This window comes from Streptomyces sp. NPDC090045 (assembly GCF_044747975.1).
Lineage (GTDB): Bacteria > Actinomycetota > Actinomycetes > Streptomycetales > Streptomycetaceae > Streptomyces.
Genome location: NZ_JBIVFA010000019.1, coordinates 23,062 through 42,959 on the forward strand (window position 1 = coordinate 23,062; position 19,898 = coordinate 42,959).

General features: G+C 73.0%; 19 protein-coding genes. 10 read left to right on the forward strand and 9 right to left on the reverse strand.

Annotation, left to right across the window (positions count from 1 at the left end; all coding sequences use genetic code 11):
* The first annotated feature begins 108 nt into the window (after nt 1–108).
* Entirely contained in the window at nt 109–1,302 is a 1,194-nt protein-coding gene (locus ACIPYQ_RS35700) for a serine hydrolase domain-containing protein (RefSeq protein ID WP_401258331.1), read from the forward strand.
* A gap of 40 nt (nt 1,303–1,342) precedes the next feature.
* Here ACIPYQ_RS35700 and ACIPYQ_RS35705 read toward each other — a convergent pair whose 3' ends face one another.
* The 3 genes from ACIPYQ_RS35705 to ACIPYQ_RS35715 form a co-directional block, all read right to left on the reverse strand.
* Complete coding sequence (locus tag ACIPYQ_RS35705) at nt 1,343–2,776, reverse strand: carotenoid oxygenase family protein (protein ID WP_401258332.1); 1,434 nt, start codon at nt 2,774–2,776, stop codon at nt 1,343–1,345.
* A 161-nt stretch (nt 2,777–2,937) separates the two neighbouring features.
* Nucleotides 2,938–3,345: a hypothetical protein gene (locus tag ACIPYQ_RS35710; RefSeq protein WP_401258333.1), complete on the reverse strand. Its 408-nt coding sequence runs from the start codon at nt 3,343–3,345 to the stop codon at nt 2,938–2,940.
* Nucleotides 3,346–3,495: 150 nt separating this feature from the next.
* A complete protein-coding gene (locus ACIPYQ_RS35715) occupies nt 3,496–4,029 on the reverse strand; it encodes a kinase (protein WP_401258487.1) in 534 nt (177 codons plus the stop codon).
* 202 nt (nt 4,030–4,231) lie between these two features.
* Here ACIPYQ_RS35715 and ACIPYQ_RS35720 point away from each other — a divergent pair, with 202 nt between their 5' ends.
* On the forward strand, nt 4,232–5,776 hold the full coding sequence (locus ACIPYQ_RS35720) for a glutamate synthase subunit beta (protein ID WP_401258334.1): 1,545 nt from the start codon (nt 4,232–4,234) through the stop codon (nt 5,774–5,776).
* Nucleotides 5,777–5,850: 74 nt separating this feature from the next.
* Here ACIPYQ_RS35720 and ACIPYQ_RS35725 read toward each other — a convergent pair whose 3' ends face one another.
* The 4 genes from ACIPYQ_RS35725 to ACIPYQ_RS35740 form a co-directional block, all read right to left on the reverse strand.
* Complete coding sequence (locus ACIPYQ_RS35725) at nt 5,851–6,333, reverse strand: hypothetical protein (protein ID WP_401258335.1); 483 nt, start codon at nt 6,331–6,333, stop codon at nt 5,851–5,853.
* 172 nt (nt 6,334–6,505) lie between these two features.
* Nucleotides 6,506–7,504 carry a type I glyceraldehyde-3-phosphate dehydrogenase gene (gap, locus tag ACIPYQ_RS35730; protein WP_361763341.1) on the reverse strand — a complete coding sequence of 333 codons (999 nt, stop codon included), beginning with the start codon at nt 7,502–7,504 and terminating at the stop codon, nt 6,506–6,508.
* 146 nt (nt 7,505–7,650) lie between these two features.
* Nucleotides 7,651–8,607, reverse strand: coding sequence for a helix-turn-helix domain-containing protein (locus ACIPYQ_RS35735; protein WP_361763338.1), 957 nt, complete (start codon nt 8,605–8,607; stop codon nt 7,651–7,653).
* An 88-nt stretch (nt 8,608–8,695) separates the two neighbouring features.
* The gene (locus ACIPYQ_RS35740; RefSeq protein WP_401258337.1) at nt 8,696–9,658 is read right to left on the reverse strand and encodes a TetR/AcrR family transcriptional regulator C-terminal domain-containing protein; all 963 of its coding nucleotides are present in this window, start codon (nt 9,656–9,658) and stop codon (nt 8,696–8,698) included.
* 179 nt (nt 9,659–9,837) lie between these two features.
* On the opposite strand from ACIPYQ_RS35740, the gene ACIPYQ_RS35745 reads away from it, so the two are divergent.
* The 3 genes from ACIPYQ_RS35745 (at nt 9,838) to ACIPYQ_RS35755 (ending at nt 13,895) form a co-directional block, all read left to right on the forward strand.
* Nucleotides 9,838–11,055, forward strand: coding sequence for an FAD-dependent monooxygenase (locus ACIPYQ_RS35745; RefSeq protein WP_401258338.1), 1,218 nt, complete (start codon nt 9,838–9,840; stop codon nt 11,053–11,055).
* Between the two features lie 186 nt (nt 11,056–11,241).
* Nucleotides 11,242–12,426, forward strand: a complete 1,185-nt coding sequence (locus ACIPYQ_RS35750; RefSeq protein WP_401258339.1) for a PP2C family protein-serine/threonine phosphatase — start codon at nt 11,242–11,244, stop codon at nt 12,424–12,426.
* Between the two features lie 302 nt (nt 12,427–12,728).
* A complete protein-coding gene (locus tag ACIPYQ_RS35755; RefSeq protein ID WP_401258340.1) occupies nt 12,729–13,895 on the forward strand; it encodes an alanine--tRNA ligase-related protein in 1,167 nt (388 codons plus the stop codon).
* 37 nt (nt 13,896–13,932) lie between these two features.
* Here the strand turns inward: ACIPYQ_RS35755 and ACIPYQ_RS35760 are convergent, their stop codons facing one another.
* Nucleotides 13,933–14,550 carry a TOPRIM nucleotidyl transferase/hydrolase domain-containing protein gene (locus ACIPYQ_RS35760; protein WP_401258341.1) on the reverse strand — a complete coding sequence of 206 codons (618 nt, stop codon included), beginning with the start codon at nt 14,548–14,550 and terminating at the stop codon, nt 13,933–13,935.
* 88 nt (nt 14,551–14,638) lie between these two features.
* Between ACIPYQ_RS35760 and ACIPYQ_RS35765 the strand changes: the two genes are divergently transcribed.
* From ACIPYQ_RS35765 to ACIPYQ_RS35780, 4 genes are all read left to right on the forward strand, one after another.
* Nucleotides 14,639–15,133, forward strand: a complete 495-nt coding sequence (locus ACIPYQ_RS35765; protein WP_401258342.1) for a hypothetical protein — start codon at nt 14,639–14,641, stop codon at nt 15,131–15,133.
* 143 nt (nt 15,134–15,276) lie between these two features.
* Nucleotides 15,277–16,014, forward strand: coding sequence for a sortase domain-bontaining protein (locus ACIPYQ_RS35770; RefSeq protein ID WP_401258343.1), 738 nt, complete (start codon nt 15,277–15,279; stop codon nt 16,012–16,014).
* Between the two features lie 225 nt (nt 16,015–16,239).
* Nucleotides 16,240–16,779 carry a hypothetical protein gene (locus ACIPYQ_RS35775; RefSeq protein ID WP_401258344.1) on the forward strand — a complete coding sequence of 180 codons (540 nt, stop codon included), beginning with the start codon at nt 16,240–16,242 and terminating at the stop codon, nt 16,777–16,779.
* An 86-nt stretch (nt 16,780–16,865) separates the two neighbouring features.
* A complete protein-coding gene (locus ACIPYQ_RS35780) occupies nt 16,866–17,444 on the forward strand; it encodes a hypothetical protein (protein ID WP_401258346.1) in 579 nt (192 codons plus the stop codon).
* A 42-nt stretch (nt 17,445–17,486) separates the two neighbouring features.
* On the opposite strand, the gene ACIPYQ_RS35785 is transcribed toward ACIPYQ_RS35780, so the two are convergent.
* Nucleotides 17,487–18,446: an SDR family oxidoreductase gene (locus ACIPYQ_RS35785; RefSeq protein ID WP_401258347.1), complete on the reverse strand. Its 960-nt coding sequence runs from the start codon at nt 18,444–18,446 to the stop codon at nt 17,487–17,489.
* Between the two features lie 497 nt (nt 18,447–18,943).
* Here ACIPYQ_RS35785 and ACIPYQ_RS35790 point away from each other — a divergent pair.
* Nucleotides 18,944–19,898, forward strand: a 955-nt coding sequence (locus ACIPYQ_RS35790; protein ID WP_401258348.1) for a DUF6777 domain-containing protein, incomplete at its 3' end; no start/stop codon positions are given.

The window sequence follows — 19,898 nt, forward strand, 5'->3', positions numbered from 1 at the left end:
GGCCGGATGGAGCACCGCCGGCCGGCGCGCGGCCGCGTCACCGCCGGCACCGCCGCGGCTCCTGCCATCGTGGGGCCACCGCGCTCCGCCGCCCCTGGAGGTACCTCCGTGTCCCCACGCCCGTACGGCCACGTCCGCCGGATCCGCCCCTCGCTGCGCCTGGCCGCAGCCACGGCCGTGTGCGGCGCCCTGCTCGGCGCCTCCGTGCAGCCCGCGCAGGCCGGAGCGGACCGTGCCCCGGCACCCACGGCCGCCCTCCAACGGGAACTGCGGGAGCTAGTGGAGCGGCCCGACGGGCCCCCCGGCGTCATCGCCGTCCTGCGCGACGGCGACCGTACGCAGGTCTACCGTGCGGGCGTGGCCGACGTGGAGACCGGGCGGCCGCCGAGGCCGGCCGACCACATGCGGATCGCCAGTGTCGCCAAGGCCTTCAGCGGAGCGGTGGCCCTCGGACTCGTCGACCGCGGCCGGCTGCACCTGAACGACACGATCGGCGAGGTGCTGCCCACTCAGCCGGTCGCGTGGCACCAGGTGACGTTGCGTCAACTGCTCAACCACACCAGCGGGTTGCCCGACTACTCGGCGTCCGACGGGTTCATCGACATCATCTCCGCCGATCCCCGCCACCGCTTCGACTCCCGGCGCCTGCTGGAGTTCGTCGCCGACGAGGACCTCGAATTCCGTCCGGGCAGCCGCTACCAGTACTCCAACTCCGACAACATCGCCATCGCCCTGATGGCCGAGGCCGCCACCGGACGCCGGTACGAGACACTGCTGCGCGAGCTCGTCTACGAGCCGCTGGGCCTGGACGCCACGAGCCTGCCCCAGGGATACCGGCTGCCCGTGCCCTTCCTCCACGGCTACCAGATCGACCCGCAGACCGGGCCCGTCGACGTCAGCGAGGCCGTGAGCGCCTCGGGGGCCTGGGCGGCCGGGGGCATCGTCTCGACGCCGAAGGACCTGACCGCGTTCATCCGGGGCTACGCGGGCGGCGCGCTCGTCTCGGACCGCACCCGCCGGAAGCAGTTCACCTTCATCCCCGACGCCCTGTCCCAGCCCCCCGGCCCCGGCCGCACCGAGGCGGGCCTGGCCATCTACCGCTACACCACGCGCTGCGGAGCGGTCTACGGCCACACCGGCAACACGGCCGGCTATACACAGCTGGTCGCGGCCACGGCGGACGGCCGCCGCTCCCTGACCTTCTCCATCAGCACGCAGACGTCCCTCGACGTAAACCCCGACCTCCTCGCACAGGTCCGGGACGTCCAGGAGGACTTCGTCTGCGCCCTGCTGCACAGGTGACCCGGGCGGCCGCGGCGACGCGGCGGGGCCCCTCCCGGGTTCAGGGCTCGCCGGGCAGCCAGCAGCCGTGCAGGCCGAGCGGGACCCGGACGGGGATGCGGGCGCGGGCGACCGGCCCGGAGGCGGGGTCCTCGGCGGGGATGACCAGGAACCAGCTCGACCCGTCGGTCCGGTCGGTGGCGAACGTCAGCCAGTGGCCGCGCTCGTCGGAGTCCCGGCCTGGCTCGGGGGCGAAGACCGGCTCGCCGACGGAGAGGTCCCCGGCCGACCAGACACGGGCGGTGCCGGTCTCGGTGTCGTACCAGCGCACGGCGTCGTACTCGCCCGGCAGCAGGTCCGCCCGCCCCGTCCCGGTGGCCAGCGCGGCGATGCGGTGGCGCCGGCCGATACGCCGGTCGTCGACCCGCGGGAATTCCACCCGGCAGTCGTCCAGCGGGGTGCGCGCCATGCTGCCGGCGGCCGGATCGATGCGCGCGCGTACCAGGCCGCCGCTCACGGGCTCCGCGGCGGCCCCGGGGCCGTCTCCGACGGTCAGCCTGCTCCACTGCACGTAGTCGAGGACCACGGGGGCGTCCGCGCCGGGGCCGTCGTCGTAGGCGTTCACCGTGTGCCACATCCAGAACGCCTCGTCCGCCGCCCAGCGCGGCGGTCCGCCGTCGCGCGGGATCAGGGCCACGCGGGTGCCGCGCTCGGGCCGCCAGGCCAGGAACGAGCCGCCCGCCATGGCGGAGCCCAGGTCGAAGAAGGCCGGGGCGAGGACGAGGACGGCGTAGCGGTCGGTCAGGGCCATGTCGTGGATCATCATCGGCTCGTCCACCCCGTCGACGGTCGTCGGCCCGCGGGTGACGGCACCGTCCCGGCCGATGACCGACCAGGTCAGGTAGGGCGGCTCCAGTCCGTAGCAGAAGACGACCATCTCGCCGGTGACCGGGTCGATCTTGGGATGGGCGGTGATGCCCGCAGGCAGGGACCCACCGAAGTCCTCACGGCCGAGGGTCTCCAGGCCCGCACCGATCCGGTACGGGCAGGCCGACTCGGCGAGGGCCAGCAGGCGGCCGGCGTGTCGGACGACATTGATGTCGGGCAGGTCCCTGAAGGTTCCGGCGAGCTCCGGTCCGACCTGGTCGGCGTCTGGCACGATCATCGATGCGAGGCCGCCCCAGAGGGCGTGCCCGGCGCGCTCCTCGGCCTCCACCGCGGGGGTGCGTACGAAGCGGTTGCGATAGCGGGCGCGGCCCCCGGAAAGCCAGACCCCGTGCAGCATGCCGTCGCCGTCGATCGGGTACAGGTACGAGCCGATCGGCGTGAAACGGGGATTGGGGCCGTTGCGCAGGTACAGGCCGTCCAAGGACGCCGGCAGCTCGCCCGTCACCTCCAGATCGGCGACATCGACCTCTTCCGTCACCGGCGCGAACGATCCCAGCAGGTGGGGGACGCGGGTGGGGTCGAAACGGGGTGGCGTGTGCGTGTTCACGGGACCTCCCGGCATGCACCCGGCGGGGTCCGCGGTGGACGGAGCGATTCCGCTGCGGGCGCGCGGTTGCGGCACTCTCCAGTGAATCGCGGTACGCGTGAGCGTGCCAGAGCACGCAGCCGCCCCTGGCGCCCCGCGGTACCGACCGCCGGCCCAGGCGATCAGTCGGAATCGGACGTGAAGACCTCCACGTCTGCATCGTCGAGGACGAAACCGTTGTCGAGGCGTACGCGGACCGTCACGTGGAGCCGCTGCTCCTGGTAGGCGATCCACTCGGGTTCCAGGGAGCCGACCTGCTCTTCGAGCTGCTTCCTGGTCCCCGAGGGCATCTGGTGGCCGAAGTCGTCGAGGAGCGACTTGAGCCGTACGTACTCGCGGGCGTCCGGGCCCGGTTCCTGCTGCAGGGGTTCGTTCACCCGCTCGACGGTGCCCCTGGTGCCCGATGCCAGGGACAGCGAGCCGGCGACGGCCTCCGTGGCCGCCGCCGGGGAGTCCCCGGCCGGCACGACCGCCCCGGCCAGCCTCAGGTCTGCTGCCAACTTCACCCGCTGGCCCGCTTCGAGCATCATCGATCCTTCGTCTCCCCGGTAAGTCCGTCAGGCCGCGACCGAGCACGCGCACGGTGGCCGTCGGGGTCGGTGCCATTATCCGGGTGCGGTGAGGGCTCTGAACCGTCGACGTCGATCTGCACGGCGGCCCCCGCACGGTGGACGGGGTCGTCAGTGCTCCCGGGCGGGCAGGCCGGCCAGGCCCGTGTCGCGCAGGATGCGACCGACGGTGTCGTCGAGGGAGCTCGCGGCGCCGATGACGGTCTCCACGCCGCCGGGCAGCAGGTCGAGCGGCCGGTACCAGGAGCCGAGGTCCGCCGCGGAGACCTCGTCCGCGATCGGCTTCGTCGCATGGCGGGCGAGCGTCATCTCGAAGGGCACGTCCAGGTAGTAGCCGTGGGTCGGGCCGCAGTGGTCGGCGCGCAGCCGCGCGAGCATGTCCCCGTAGTGGTCGGCGTAGAGGATGCCCTCGACGACGACGTGGTAGCCGGCGTCGAGGGCGTACCGCGCGACGGTGTCGATCAGGCCGATGTTCGCGCCGTCCGGCCGGTCGCGTTCGCGCAGGACGACGCGGCGCACCAGGTCCTGACCGACCAGGGCCAGGCCCCGGCCGAACCGGTCGCGGAGGCCGGCCGCCACCGACGACTTGCCCGAGGCGCTGTTCCCGCGCAGTACGACGAGCCGGGTGTCCGGGGTGCCCACCATCATCCGCGCCACGCTACCCGCCCGCGCCGCCGGTCACCGGCCGGTCGTCACCTTTTGCGCCCGGCCGGTCACCGGGGCCTCCTGCCCGGTCACATCGGAGCGAAGGCGGCGTAACCTGGTCGGACCGCCGCAGAACGCGCGTACGGGGAGCAGGGGGCGTCGCTCCGTGCACCCCGTCGCGAACGATCCAGGGAGGCGGCATGTGACCGATCCGTTCGGCTTCCTCCGGATCCCCCGGGAGGCAGTCCCGGCCCGGCCCGTAGCGGCGAGGCTGGGCGACTGGCACGAGGTGTACGCGGGCCAGGCGGTGCTGCCGCTCGTCTCCCGGCAGGCCGACCGCTGCATGGACTGCGGAATTCCGTTCTGCCACACCGGCTGTCCCCTGGGAAACCTCATACCCGAGTGGAACGCGTACGCCGCCCACGGCGACTGGCGCGCGGCGTACGAGCGGCTGCACGCGACCAACAACTTCCCGGAGTTCACGGGCCGGCTCTGCCCGGCCCCCTGCGAGGACGCCTGTGTCCTCACGATCAACGCGGACCCGGTGACCATCAAGAACGTCGAGCAGACCATCGCGGACGAGGGCCTGCGGCGCGGCTACCTGACCCCGAGGCCACCGGAGAAGCGCAGCGGCAGGACGGTGGCCGTCATCGGCTCCGGTCCGGCCGGACTGGCCGCGGCACAGCAGCTGACGCGGGCCGGGCACTGCGTCACGGTCCACGAGCGGGCCGACCGGATCGGCGGACTGCTGCGCTACGGCATCCCCGAGTTCAAGATGGAGAAGGCCCACCTGGAGCGCCGGATCGAGCAGATGCGCGCCGAGGGCACGGAGTTCGTCACGGGTGCGGACGTCGGCGGCGCGGCCGGCGCCGCGGCGGGCACCGGTGGGGCGGCCTGCACCAGCGCGGCCGAACTGCGCAGCCGGTGCGACGCGGTCGTCGTCGCGACCGGGGCCGGCGAGCGCCGGGAACTACCGGTACCCGGCCGCGGGTTGCAGGGCATCCACCAGGCCATGGAGTACCTGACCTGCGCCAACCGGGTGCAGGAGGGGGACTACGCAGTGTCGCCCGTCACCGCCGAGGGCAGACACGTGGTCATCGTGGGCGGCGGCGACACCGGCTCCGACTGCCTCGGGACGGCCCTGCGGCAGGGCGCGATCTCCGTCGTCCAGCTCGACATCAACCCCGAGCCCGGCGCGGGCCGGACCGACGGCGAACCCTGGCCGGTGTACCCGAAGACGTACCGGATCTCCCACGCCCACGAGGAGGCCCGCGGGCACGCGGGCCGCGACCCCCGGCTGTTCTCCAGCGCCACCCTGCGCTTCGAGGGGGACGACTCGGGCCGGGTACGGGCGCTGCACCTGACCGCCGTCGAGCCGGTGGGCCGCAGCCCCCTGGCCGGCACCGAGCACGTCATACCGACAGGCCTGGTGCTGCTGGCCCTCGGCTTCTCGGGCCCCGAGCGGGCCGGCGGCCTGCGCGAGCAACTGGGGCTGGAGCTCGACGGGCGCGGCAACTTCGCGCGGGACGCCGGCTTCGCCGCGGGCGGAGGGCGGGCGCCGGGAGTGTTCGTCGCGGGCGACGCGGGCCGCGGACAGTCACTGGTGGTGTGGGCCATCGCCGAGGGCCGCGCGGCGGCGGCCGCCGTGGACCGCTACCTGACCGGCTCCACATGCCTCCCGGCTCCGGTCGCCGCGCACGACATGCCGATGACGGCCCTGGGGCGCATGCGCTACGGGGACCTCTAGCCACGCGTACACGGCGAAGGGCCGCCACCGGACGGGGTGGCGGCCCCTCGCCGCGGCGAACCGTCGTGACGGCGTCAGCCGTTGGGGGCGGTCAAGTCACCGGTGGTGACCTCGTCGTCCGGGATGGGCAGGTCCGGAACGGGCAGGTCCGGAACGGGCAGGTCCGGAATGGGCAGGCCATCGGGGACGGGGAAGCCGTCGGGGACGGGCACGTCCTTGGGGACGGGCTTGGCCAACGGGTCGTCGCACGGCGCGGCGACACAGAACCAGGTACGGCTCCTGGGCGGAACGATGCGGATGCCCGTATCGGTGCCGGCGTCGCCCTGGCGGGACCCGAAGAGGGACTCCTCGGCGCGCCCGATGAGCAGGTGCTTGCCACTGTTGTCGCTGCCGCCCAGATCATCGGGGGCCACGACGCGGTCATCTGCCACGACGGCGTGCGGCGCCGCCGCCGGGACGGACGCGAACGCGCTGGTCGGGACCAGCACGGCTCCCGTGATCACGGCGGTCGAGGCGGCCAGCATGAGGAAGCGCGGGGTGCGGAAGAGGGGGGTCATGGAAGCTCCTGGGGTCGAGGTGGTGCGGGGAACCTCCAGTAGGCCCCGCCCACTCCGCACCGTCACGTCCCTGAATCCCGTGGCTTGACGTACCCCGGGCCTCCCGCTAACCCCTTGCGCTCCTCCGGTCGGCCCGTGCGGCCGACCGGAGCTCCACCGGTGTGCTGTCGGCTCAGCGGGTGGCGAGGAGGGTGAGGGTGTCGATCACGCGGTTCGAGAAGCCCCACTCGTTGTCGTACCAGGCGACCACCTTGACGTGGCGGCCGTCGACGCGGGTCAGCTCCGAGTCGAAGATCGACGAGGCGGGGTTGCCCGTGATGTCGGAGGACACCAGCGGGTCGTCCGAGTACTCGAGCACGCCGGCCAGCGGTCCCTCCGCGGCGGCGCGGTACGCCGCCAGGATCTCGTCGCGCGTCACCTCGCGGGCCACGGTCGTGTTGAGCTCGACGATCGACCCCACCGGGACCGGTACGCGGATCGAGTCGCCCGACAGCTTGCCGTCGAGCTGCGGCAGCACCAGGCCGATCGCCTTCGCGGCTCCGGTCGAGGTCGGCACGATGTTGACGCCGGCGGCGCGGGCACGGCGCGGGTCGCGGTGCGGGCCGTCCTGCAGGTTCTGCTCCTGCGTGTAGGCGTGCACCGTCGTCATGAAGCCGTGCTCGATGCCGGCGAGGTCGTCGAGGACCGCGGCCAGCGGCGCGAGCGCGTTGGTCGTGCACGAGGCGTTCGAGACGATGGTGTGCAGGGCCGGGTCGTACGTGTCGGAGTTGACCCCGAACGCGAGCGTGACGTCGGCGCCGTCGGACGGCGCGCTCACGAGCACCTTGCGCGCGCCCGCCTTGACGTGGGCACGGGCGGCCTCGGCGGAGGTGAAGCGGCCGGTGGCCTCCAGCACGATGTCGACACCGAGATCGGCCCACGGCAGCTGCGCCGGCTCCCGCTCGGCGAGCACCTTGATGCGGTGGCCGTCGACGACGAGGACGTCCCCGTCGACGGTCACCGGGCGGCCGAGCCGGCCGGAGGTGGTGTCGTACGCGAGCAGTCGCGCGAGGGTGGCGGGCTCCGTGAGGTCGTTGACGGCGACGACCTCCAGGTCCGTGTCGCGTTCGAGGAGCGCGCGCAGCACGTTGCGCCCGATGCGGCCGAATCCGTTGATGGCAATGCGAGTCATGAGCGATGTCCCTTTCGTTCGCCATCAGGTTCGCGTCCGGCGCCCGCCCGCGACAGCGGCGTGATCGCCATGGTTCAAAAGGATCCCGCCACGGCGGCACGGCACGACCGCATGGCGGGGTGGCGCGGCGGCGGGCCGATGGCGGGCTATTCGCCCTGGGTGAAGGTGCGCCGGTACTCGGTCGGGGTGGTGCCGAGGATGCGCTGGAAGTGCAAGCGCAGGTTCGCGCCGGTGCCGAGCCCCACGTCGGCGGCGATCTGCTCGATGCCGCGCTGCGAGCGTTCAAGCAGTTCCCGGGCCACGTCGATGCGGGCCCGCATGACCCACTGCATCGGGGTGTACCCGGTGTCCTCCGCGAAGCGCCGCGAGAACGTGCGGGGCGAGACCCCGGCGTGCCGGGCGAGCGACTCCAGGGTGAGCGGCTCGCCGAGCCGGTGCAGCGCCCACTCGCGCGTGGCGGCGAACCGCTCGCCGAGCGGCTCGGGCACGCTGCGCGGCACGTACTGCGCCTGGCCGCCGCTGCGGTAGGGAGCCGCGACCAGGCGCCGGGCCGCGTGGTTGGAGGCGGACACGCCGATGTCACCCCGCAGGATGTGCAGGCACAGGTCGATGCCGGAGGCGGCGCCGGCCGAGGTCAGGACGCTGCCCTCGTCGACGAAGAGGACGTTCTCGTCGAGCCGGACGAGCGGATGCCGCTCCGCGAGCGCCCGCGCGTAGTGCCAGTGCGTCGTGGCGCGCTTGCCGTCGAGCAGGCCCGTGGCGGCGAGCGCGAACGCACCCGTCGAGATGGCGGCGAGCCGCGCGCCCCGGTCGTGTGCGGCGATCAGCGCGTCGATGACCGCACGCGGCGGGTCCTCGCGGTCCGGGAAGCGGTAGCCGGGGACGAACACGATGTCGGCCCACGCGAGGGCCTCCAGCCCGTGGGTCACGTGGTACGACAGGCCGTCTCCGCCGGCCACGAGACCGGGCGCCGCGCCGCACACCCGCACCTCGTACGGCATGCTCGCCCGGGTCGTGAAGACCTGTGCGGGGATGCCGACGTCGAGCGGCTTCGCGCCTTCGAGGACGAGGACGGCGACGCGGTGGAGGCGGGAGGCTGGCACGGGGTCGAGGGTACGCGGGGCCGGGTCCCGGCGGGCGGCGCGCAGGTCGGCGCCCGGTCCGTGGCCGGGGGGTCTTTCGGTTCCCCGGTCAGCCGGCGGAGCTCTCGTCGAGGAGCGGGGCGAGGCCGTCGAGGAGCCGCTGGAGGCCGAACTCGAAGAGGGCGTCGAGGTCGAAGTCGTAGCCGGCCGTGGCCAGGCGGGAGAGCGCGGGGAACCGGCCGGTGCGCAGGACCGCCAGCAGCGCGGGCTCCTGGGTGTCCATCCACTCCTCGCTGTCGAGGCCGCTGTGCGCCTCGGCCTCCCGCTCCGTCTCCAGGTTGACGGCGATGCCACGGGCGTAGTTGAGGAGCATGAGGTGCGCGGTGAAGGCGGACTGCAGGTCGAGTCCGTGCGCGTGCAGGGTGGCGAGGATCCACTCGCTGTACGGCAGTGCCGAGACGATGATCTGAGGGCGCGTCACCGACAGGGCCGGTGCGAGCCACGCGTGGCGGCGGAACAGGTCCCAGAGCTGCCGGGCCGCCAGTTCGACCGCCTCCCGCCAGCCCTCCGGCGGGTCGGCGGGCAGCGGGTGCTCCGCCATGACGCCGTCCATCATCCGCGTCAGCAGGTCGTCCTTGTCGGCCACGTGCCGGTACAGGGACATGGTCGCCACGTCGAGCTCGGCCGCCACCCGGCGCATGGAGACCGCGGCCAGCCCCTCCGTGTCGGCGACGGCGACGGCCGCGCCGACGATCCGTCCGAGCGTGAGCGACGCCTGCACCAAGGGCGCGGCGGACGGCCCGCCGGGGTGTGCGGGGGCAGGGGGCCGGGTGGCCCGCACCGGGCGGCTCGGTGCGGCCACGACCGTCCCGACGCCCGGGACGGCGAGGACCATGCCCTCGCGGCGGAGTTCGGAGAGCACCTTGGTCGCGGTCGCCATGGCGACGCCCCACTGCCGGGTGATCTCACGGGTCGAGGGCACGCGATCGCCCGGTGCCAGTTCGCCCGTCTCGATCCGCCGCCGTAGTTCGGCCACGATCTGGCTGTAGCGCGGTACCGCCTGTCCGCCCACCGATACTCCTCTGCACTAGTGCACCTGGATGGGCGTCATCCTAGCCTCCGACGCCGTGCGATCCCCGTGGACCGGCATCCGTCCCACCCTTCCGCACTAGTGCGGTCAGGGCCAATACTCCATGCCCACAGGGTATTTCATGCTTGCGCACTAGTTTGCGTACGGCGTACATTCGCGGCATGGCGAACAACGAGATACTCATCTGCGGCGCGGGCATCGCAGGGCCCGCGCTGGCGTACTGGCTACGCAAGGGAGGCTTCACGGTCACGGTCGTGGAGCGTGCGCCGGAACCCCGCCCGGGCGGTCAGACCGTGGACCTGCGCGGCGCCGGCCGCACCGTGATCGAACGGATGGGCCTGATGGACCGGGCCAGGGCGGAGAGCGTGGACCAGCGCGGCCTCGCGCTCGTCGACACCGCCGGCCGGACCACCGCCCGACTGCCCGCCGACAGCTTCGGCGGCGAGGGGATCGTCTCCGAGATCGAGATCCTCCGCGGGGACCTCGCCCGGCTGCTGTACGAGGCGACCCTGCCGGACACGGAGTACCTCTTCGACGACACCATCACCGGGATCGACCAGCACGCCGACGGGGTCACCGTCACCTTCGAGAAGGCCGCACCCCGCCGGTTCGCGCTCGTCGTCGGCGCGGACGGGCCGCACTCCGTGGTGCGCGGGCTGGCCTTCGGGCCGGAGCGGGACTTCGTCCACCCGATCGACCTCTACACGAGCTGGTTCACCGCCCACGACGGCCTGGACCTCGACGGCTGGTTCGTGATGCACAACGCGCCCGGCGGCCTGGTCGTCTCCGCACGCCCCGGCCGCCTCCCCGGCGAGATCAAGGCCGGCTTCAGCTTCCGCTCGCCACCCCTCTCCTACGACCGCCGCGACCTCGCCGCCCAGCAGGAGATCGTGGCCCGGCGCTTCGCCCACGTCGGCTGGGAGGCCCCCCGCCTGCTGCGGGCGATGCGCACCGCCCCGGACTTCTTCCTCGACTCCATGGGCCAGGTCCGCCTCGACAGCTGGTCGCGCGGCCGCGTGGCGCTGCTCGGCGACGCCGGATACTGCGCGACCCCGCTGACCGGCCTCGGGACCAGCCTCGCCCTGGTCGGCGCCTACGTCCTGGCCGGTGAACTCGCCGCCGCCGGGGGCGACCACGCCGTCGCCCTCCGCCGCTACGACTGCGTGCTGCGCCCGTACGTGAGCCAGGCGCAGCAGCTGCCGCCCGGCGGGGCCGCCGGGTTCGCGCCGTCGGGGCGGCTGGGGATCCGGCTGCGCGACCTCTCGATGAGGTCGATGACCCGCTGGCCGATGCGGAACCTGTTCGCCGCCCAGTTCGCCAAGGCCGGGGACATCGCACTGCCGGAGTACGGACTCGCGAGCGCAGGGGCGCAGGGATGAGCGGGCAGCGCGCCGCGGTCCGAGCGTGACCGTGCGCGGAGGTGGCCGACCGTCGCTCCGGACGCGGCGTGCGGCGGGCCGGCGGGCGGCGCGGGGGCGTCCGCCGTTTCCGCCTCCCCCCGCCGGCCGGCAGGGACAGGCGGACCGGAGTGGCGGCCACGCGTCCGGGCAGGGCAGGCTGTACTCATGAGAGCGCCCGTGCGCTCGCCCCCGGGACCGGGAGCCGGCGGCCACCACCAGGTCCTTTTCGCGCTCGCGGAGTGCGTGCCCTTCGCGATCGCCCTGCTGGTGCTCCTCATCGAGCTCACGCCCCTGCACGTCGTGTACACCGGCCCCATGCTGGTCGCGACACCCGCTCTGGCGGCGGTGACCATGGGTCCCAAGGGCACCCTCGCTGCCGCGGCGGTGGCCGTCGGCGTCAGCGTGACCACCGCGACCCACAACCACGCCTGGGGCGGCCAGCAGGTCTACACGAACTTCCTCGCCCTCTTCCTGGTCACGGCGGCGAGCGTCATGACCAGCGGGGCCGCGCGCACGCGCCGCGAGACCGAGCTCAACCAGGTCCGCCGGATCGCCGTGGCGGCCCAGGAGGCCCTGCTGCGGCCGGTACCGGACCGGCTGGGCCCCGTACGGGCGGCCAGCATGTACCTGGCGGCCGAGGAGGGCGCGCAGATCGGCGGCGACCTGTACGACGTCGTCCAGACCCGGTTCGGGGTCCGGATGATCGTCGGGGACGTCCGGGGCAAGGGGTTGCCCGCCGTACGAGCCGCCGCGGTCGTGCTGGGGGCGTTCCGGGAGTCCGTGCACTACGAGGACGACCTGGTGGAGGTCGTCAACCACTGCGGAGCCGCCCTGCGGCGGGACGCCGCCGTCGCGGGCGCGAGCGAGCACGCGTCCGACGGCGAGGACACGGGCCTGGAGGGATTCGTCACCGCGATCGTGGCCCAGATCCCGGACGGCCCCCACGTCGAGGTGATCAACCGGGGCCACCCGCCGGCGCTGCTCCTGCGCAACGGCACGGTCCGGCCCTTGATGCCCAGCCTTCCCCTGCCGCCGCTCGGCCTGGAGGAATTCATCAGCGGACCTCCCGGGCGGACGGACCGCTACACGTTCGCGCCGGGGGACCGGCTGCTGTTGTGTACCGACGGCGTCATCGAGGCCCGCGACCGGGACAACACCTTCTTCGACCTTCCCGAGGCCATGGTGACCATGCGCGACCACACGCGGCCGGCGTTCCTGGAGGGCCTGCACCAGGCCCTGCTCCGCCACACGCAGAGCCGCCTGGCGGACGACGTGGCGGTCATCCTCGTCGACCGCCGCGAGGACGACGAGGGCCGACGGCCGGCCACCGGCCCAGAGGACCCGACGTAGGGTCCGCGCGGGCCCACCGGGACCCGACGGCCCGTCCCCCTCCGTGCCGCCGTCAAGGCGGAAAATTCGGGTGCGCCGCTGGTCAGGGCGCGTTATGGTCGGCCGCATGAACGTCACCGGCCCCACCATCACCGCGACCGCGCGAGCGACCAGCTCGCCGGTTGCCGCCGCCTGACCTTCCCCCTTTCCCCGGCGACCGGACAACGGTCCGTCGGCAGCGCCGTGGCCTCCCCGCCCCGGCCGGACGAGCGAACGGTCCGTTCTCCGGTGCCTTCCCCGCCATGACGCGAAGGACGCACCCCATGCACACGGAACACCTCGTCAAGACGTTCGTCGAGTACTTCGAAGAGCGCGACCACCGCCGCATCGTCGGCTCGACCCTGCTCCCGCCACCCGGCGACCCCGTGCTCTTCACCACCTCCGGCATGCACCCGCTCACCCCGTACCTGGAGGGCCGCCCCCATCCGCTGGGCAAGCGGCTGGTCAACCTGCAGCGCTGTCTGCGCACCACGGACCTGGAGGAGGTCGGCGACGCCACTCACCTGACCGTCTTCGAGATGCTCGGCACCTGGTCGCTGGGCGACTACGAAGGCCCGCTCAGCCTCGACTGGGGATACGGGCTGCTCACCGAGGGCCTGGGCGTCGATCCCGGGCTGCTGCACGCCACCGTCTTCGCCGGCGACGGCCGGACCGGGCCGGACACCGCCTCCCTCCAGCTGTGGCAGGACCGCGGCGTTCCCGTCGAGCTCACCATGGAGGACAACTGGTGGTCCAACGGACCCGTCGGACCGTGCGGTCCCGACTCCGAGATCTTCCTGTGGAGCGGTGACGGCCCGCCCGAGTCGACCCCCACCCGCGACGACCGCTGGGTGGAGGTGTGGAACCACGTCTCGATGAGCCACCACCGGCTCGACGACGGCTCCCTCGTCCCCCTTCCCCAGCGCAACGTCGACACCGGACTGGGCCTGGAGCGGCTGGCCTCACTGCTCCAGGGCAAGTCGTCCGTGTTCGAGTGCGACGTCTTCGACCCCTGGCGCCGCCTCGTACCGGACCTCTGGCCCCTGGACCGGTCCTCGCTGCGCCTGGTCTGCGACCACCTGCGCTCGGCCATCGTCGTACTCGGCGACGGAGTGCGCCCGGCCAACACCGGACGCGGCTACGTCCTGCGACGCCTGCTGCGGCGGGTGCTCACCGTGCTGTGGCGGGAGGACTCCTCGCGCAGCGTCGGCGACCTGCCGGACGAAGTGGTCCGGCACACCCTGGACCACTTCCGGCTGGACCTGAGCCCGGGAGACGTGCTGCGGATGCTCCTGGAGGAGGAACGCCGGTTCCGCCGGCTCCTGGAGCGCGGCCGGAACGTGCTCGCCCGGCCCCGGTTCCGAGGCCCGCTGAGCGGGGAGGACTTCCACTACCTCCACGACACCCACGGCCTGCCGCGCGAGCTGGTCACGAGCCTGCGGCAAGAGTGAGGCAGCGGGGTGGGTGGGTCCGGTGTCCGGTGTCCGGTCACAGGCTCGCGAGGAGGTCGTCGAGGGGAGCCGGCACCTCGTCGAGGTCCAGGGCCTCGACGAGGAGGCGCCCGTAGCGGATCTTGCGGCCCTTCTTCGTCCCGAGGAAGCGCCGCAACTGCTGCTGCCGCGACCGGCCGTGCTGTGCGGGCTGGCGGACGAAGGTCTGCCAGGCGCGCAGATCGCCCTCGGTCTCGACGACCTCCTCGACCCTCGGCGTGCCCAGCGCGCGGATGAGCTCGTCCTCGAGGTCCGCCACGCACACGAAGATGCCCCGGTGCGGCGCCCGTGCCCTGGTCAGGCCGCGCTCGAAGAAGCCCTGCTCGCCCGCGTCGCACAGGCCTGCCAGGCGCAGGCCGAGGCCCGTGGGGCCGAGCAGGCCGGCGTAGCGGGCGACGCTCATCGCCCCGCCCATCTGTACGACGCACACCCCCTCGGCGGCGAGGTCGCGGCCACGCCGCTCGGCCAGGGTCTCGACGGCCGCGAGGTCGCTCGGCCCTTCCAGCAGCACCGCGGTGCGCACCCCCAGCCGTACGGCCAGATCACCCGCCGGCCCGCCGGAGCCGCCCCCCGCCCAGCCGCTGACCTCGTCCCGGAACATGCGCATGTCCACCATGAAGCGAGTCTCCTCCCTCGGCCGACGGCACGGTACGGAATATGTGCCGCCGGGAGCGCGGGAGCGCGCGAAACGATTGGATGGCCGGATGACTGCACCCGAGATCGACGAAGAACCCCCCGAGCACGGGCGCTACGCCCGCTACCTGCAGGTCCTGGACGACGTCCCGCAGAGCATCCTGGAGGCGGACGAGGCCGGCCTGGTGGCCGGGATCCTCCGCGACGACTGCGTGTCGATGGCGGAGTCCGCGGTGAACCACCACCTGGAGCGCCGGGCGGCTCACCTGCTGACCGACGCCGGATTCCCCGCCTGGGCCCGGATGATGGCCGAGGTCCTCGGGGACCGGCCCTTCCTGACCCGCCGCCTGCGCGAGTGGACCCTCCTGCGGACGATCGCCCTCGACGAGCCGTGGACGGCCGAGGAGCTCACCGGCGCCTCCGACTGGTTCCAGCGCACGGCATCGGCCGCGCAGGCCGTCACCTCGCCCGATGCCCTAGCCCTGCTCGCCGAACACGGACGCACCCGCCGGGTCCGGAACGCGGCGAGCCGCCGAATCCAGCAACCGGGGCAACGTACGCGCTGACACGAACCCCCGGTCCGGCCGGGGGAGGGAGGTCACAGACCTGGACCCTTATGGACCTCTTGCTCCGTATGTCACTCTGGCCGCTGAACCGGGTCGCACACCTGCCGCAGGGCCCGGACGACCGACCGACACGGAAAACGCCCATGCCCTTGCCGTTCCCGTCCCGTGCCGTGCCCGCCGTACTCGCCGGAGCCGTGGCCGCCCTGGTGGCTGCGTGCGGCCCCTCGGCCGCCGCCGGTGCCGCGGCTCGTCCGCAGACGACCGCAGCCGTCCCCGCCTCGGCGCCCGCTGCCGCCCCGCCCGCCGCCTCGGCGACGTACACGTCCGCCGCTGAACCGTCCCCGGCCGCCTCGTACGCCGGCGTCCGAACCCAGGCCTCGGTCCTGTCCATACCTTCGGTGGGCATCTCCGGACTGCGCGTGACGCCGTACGAGGGCACCACCGACGACGTACCGGGTACCCGCATCCAGGATCTCGGCCACGCGGCCAGCCCCTACGGGAAGCAGGGCGGGGTCGGCCCCGGCCAGGTGGGCAATTTCCTGATCACCGCGCACCGCTTGTCGGCAGGCGGTCCGCTGCGCGACCTGCCGGCCGTGGACAAGGGCGACACGGTCCTCGTGACCGTCGGTGGGGTGGAGTACACCTACGAGATCGTCGCGACCCGCAAGACGTCCTTCCGGTCGGAGCGCTCGCTCGGCGAACAGCGCGCGGCCGTGCCCGGGGCGCCAGGGGCGACCCCCACCCAGGCCATGATCACGATCTCGACCTGTGCCACGCCGGAGGACCACGCCGAGGGCAACTTCTGGAGCGACGCCCAGGGCAACCCCGAGCACCGCATCGACAAGATAGGCGTGCTGCGCAAGACCTCCGCGGCCCGCTGACCCACTCGGCCACTGATGCGCCCGGCCCGGACGGGGCCGGGCCCGTGCCGGACCGGGAGCGAGATCTCGTACCGATGGGTAATTCCAGCCAAATCTCGGCACGGCGATGACATGCTCCTGACAGTTCGCGGTGGCTGTGGGACTCTCCGGGCACGCACTCCGCACCCTCTGAGAGGCCCAGCGCCTCGCCCACCCCCACCAGTACGTGGCATGGAGGAGCGAACCATGAGGCACATCACGCCCACCAGGCACAGCACCCGCATCGCCCGCGCCGCCGGGATCGCGACGCTGGTCGTCGCGGCAGCCTTCACCAGTACCGGAACCGCCCTCGCGCACGGCACCGGAACCGCGGCGGCCGACCAGAAGGTCGACGGCGTGATCGTGGTCGCCGGCAACAGCTGCAGCTGGACCAACGCGAGCACGAGCGCCGCTGCCCCGGCCGCGCTCACCGTCGACCGCACCACGATCAACACGCCCGGAGGCAATCTGGCCTGCGGCGGCGGCATCGTCGCCAGCCTCAACAACAACCCCGCCTTCACCTTCGACGACGCCGCCGGAACGGCGCGCACCGATCTGATCGACATCACCGGCAGGCAGAGCTTCATCTCCTGCCGCTACAAGGCGACGAACATCGTGTGGGACCGCGACGGGGCGAGCCGGAAGTACGTCAACCGGGCCTTCACCGCCGCCAAGACCTCGGGCAGCTTCCTGTGTCCGGGATCGGTCGCCACCCCGGCCGGGGACGCGTCCATGCTCTTCCGCTGAGCCGGCCGATCGTCAGGGCGGCTACTCACGCGGATCTGAGTAGCCGCCCCGATGTCCGGCGGATGCCCCGCGCCTACGCTCGGACCATGAGCTCCGTTCAGCCCGCAACCGGCCAGGTCCCACCCCGCTCCCGTGCGCGCCGCGTCGTCCGTACGGCGCTGGTACTCGGCGGCGTCACCCTCCTCACGGCGGTGACCTGGGCCGGCTACCGCTTGTGGAACGGCGCACCGTACCCGGAGGTCGACCCGCACGTGGTCGGCATGCGACTCCGCGAGGAGGCCCAGCGCGTACACGAAGACCTGGCTCTGCCCGGTTCGGCCGCCGAGGAGCCGTACCAAGTGGACACGGGTGCCTGCTACTACCGCGGACTGCGGGGGTTCGCCCACATCGACCGGTCCCGCCGGGACGTGTACTACTTCGATCTCGACACGAGGACCACCGGCGTTCCGCAGGCCGTCGCACGCACCGGTGAGGAGCGCGTCCGCAGCCGGCTGTCACAGCAGGGCTGGAAGCTCGTCAGCGAGAACATCACCAGCATGGGATTCCGGTTCGAGAACCCGGACACCGGTGACACGGTCGACGTCGGTTGGTACGAGCCCACGGGGACGCTCGCCGTCAGCGTTTTCTCGCAGTGCGGGAAGGTCCCCGCGGGATTCGCCGGGTGAGCGTCGGCCCCACGTGCCGGCAGGCGACCGCGACGTGATGCGTCAGCGAAACGCGTCGATGTTCTCGCTCAGCCAGTCGTCGTAGGTGCGCGGCGGACGGCCGGTGACGTCCTGTACGGACGGCCGCTGGTCGAGCGTCCACTGGAGGAGTTCGGCGTATCGGGAGCCGTACTCCTCAAGGGCGTACAGCGTCACCTCGATCGCACCCTCGGGCCAGCCGAGACGCCGCCAGACCGCCCGGCTCTCGTCCGGCGTGAGAGTGACCGCATCGATGTCGCGACCGAGGGTGGCGGCGATGCCGCGTATCCGTGAACGGGTGCTCAGCGGCGGGCCCACCGCCTCGATGACCGTTCCGGTGTAGTCGTCGCCGGTCAGGGCTGCGGCCGCCACGGCGGCGAGGTCCTCCTCGTGGATGAAGGGGTAGTGGCCCCCGTCGGCGAAGGCCTCCCGGACCACCCCTTCGGCGCGGACGGTGTCGGGCCAGTCCGCCCCCGTCGCCGGGTACGTTCCCTCGACGGCGGCGCCCATCACCGCCGACGGCCGGATGTGCGTCCAGGCGATGCCCGAGTGCTCGACCGCCTTCTCGATGGCCAGCCAGAACCAGGTCTCCGGCGGATTCGCCTCCTCGTACTCCGGGCCGTGGGACGACAGCAGGGCGATCCTCCTGGCGGAGGCCTTCCGCGCCAGGAGCAGGGCGTCCTGGATCGTGGAGGGATGTGCGCCGGCGAGGAACACGGCCTCGACACCGTCGAAGGCCCGGCTGCAATCCAGCGGCCGGGTGATGGAGCCTTCGACGACTTCGACCGCCTCGGGCCAGCCGCCGCACTGGTCCGGTTCGGCGATCACGCGCACACGCCTGCCCTGGGAGAGCAGTTGTCGCGCCAGGCGCCGGCCGACGATCCCGGTCGGGCTGTTGCCTTCGTCCTTGCGCGGGCTGACGACGGTCAGGAGGTAGACGCCTTCGGTTGCCGGCGCCGCCTCGCCTTGCTCGATGGCTTCCACACCACGTCCTTTCCACGGAGTGACCACTGGCCTGCGGCTGGGGATTGCGCCTTCGCCTCCTTTGTCAAGTCCCGAAAGGTCGCGGCATGACGTGGCCGGGAGGAGGGGGGCTTACTCAGGAGACGGATTCCAGGTTTCACCTCCGGGATGTGGAGGCGTTGACGGTTCGGAAGGAGCGAGCGCATGCGAGTCACCATTGTTCACCCGCTGCCTTGTGTCGGGGGGCGAGTCTCGTGAGTTCCCCGCCGCCTTCTTCCGAGCGTCCCACCGGCCCTCCGCCGGGTCCCTTGTCGGGCCGGGGCGAGCATGCACCGCCTCCGCCCCCTCCGCCTCCGCCGCCATCAGTGCCTCCGCCGTCGGTGGGGGCTTCGCCGGCAGGGCCGCCTTCGGGGCCGCCGTCGGGCCCTCTGCCCGTGTCGTCCGCCGGGTCGTCGCCTTCGCCGGCGGGCGGCGGCGGGCGGGTTCGCCGGTGGCGATCGCGCAGGGCCGTGCTGAGTGTGGGTACGGCAGCGGCCGTGGTCTCGGCGGTGGTCCTCAGCTTCACCCTGCTGGGCGGGAACACCGCGGTGGGCGGCGAGGTCTTCCTCCAGGCCGCTCCCGAGGCCGGGCCGGATCCGTTCACTCCTTCGACGGCCACCCAGGCCGAGAGCGTCGCCCAGGTCACGCCGATGCCCGCCGGCGGGAAGGCGACGGGCGCTGCGCGCACGCTCGAGGTCGACGGCGGGTATCCGGGGCTGTACGGGGGCACGCGGAACGTCGTGAGCTGTGACGTGGAGAAGCAGATCGGCTTCCTCGCGCAGCACCCGGACAAGGGCAGGGCGTTCGCCGACTCGCTGGGGATCCGGCAGCCCGAGATCCCCTCGTACCTGCGGTCGCTGACGTCCGTACGGCTGGGCTGGGACACCCGGGTCACCAACCACGGGTACCGGAACAACGCGCCCACCAGCTATCAGGCTGTCCTGCAGGCCGGCACGCCCGTTCTGGTCGACGGCCGCGGCGTGCCCAGGGTCCGCTGCGTGTGCGGCAACCCCTTGAGCCCGCCGGTCGCGGTCCGGGGCAGGCAGACGTACAGCGGCGAGAAGTGGTCCTCGTTCCGGTCCTCCGGTCTCGTCGCGGTCAAGCCCGCTCCGAAGCCGGTGAAGACCGTCACGGTCTTCGACCAGGGCCGCAAGGGCTGGTACGAGCGTCCGAGCGGAGCGGCGGAGGGCAGGCACGACCGCGAGGTCCCGCCCCCGCAGGGCCAGACACCCGGCTCGTCCTACCCGGTCCTGCCGGCGGCCCACACGGGATCAGGGCACACGCCCCGCGACAAGGGCACGGACAGGAACACGAACCCGGGGACTACGCCGGGGACCGCCCCCGGCAACGTCCCGGGCCAGGCCCCGGGAACCGCCCCGGGCCAGAACCCGGGCAATGTCCCGGGCCAGGCTCCTGGCAAAGCACCGCTCCAGG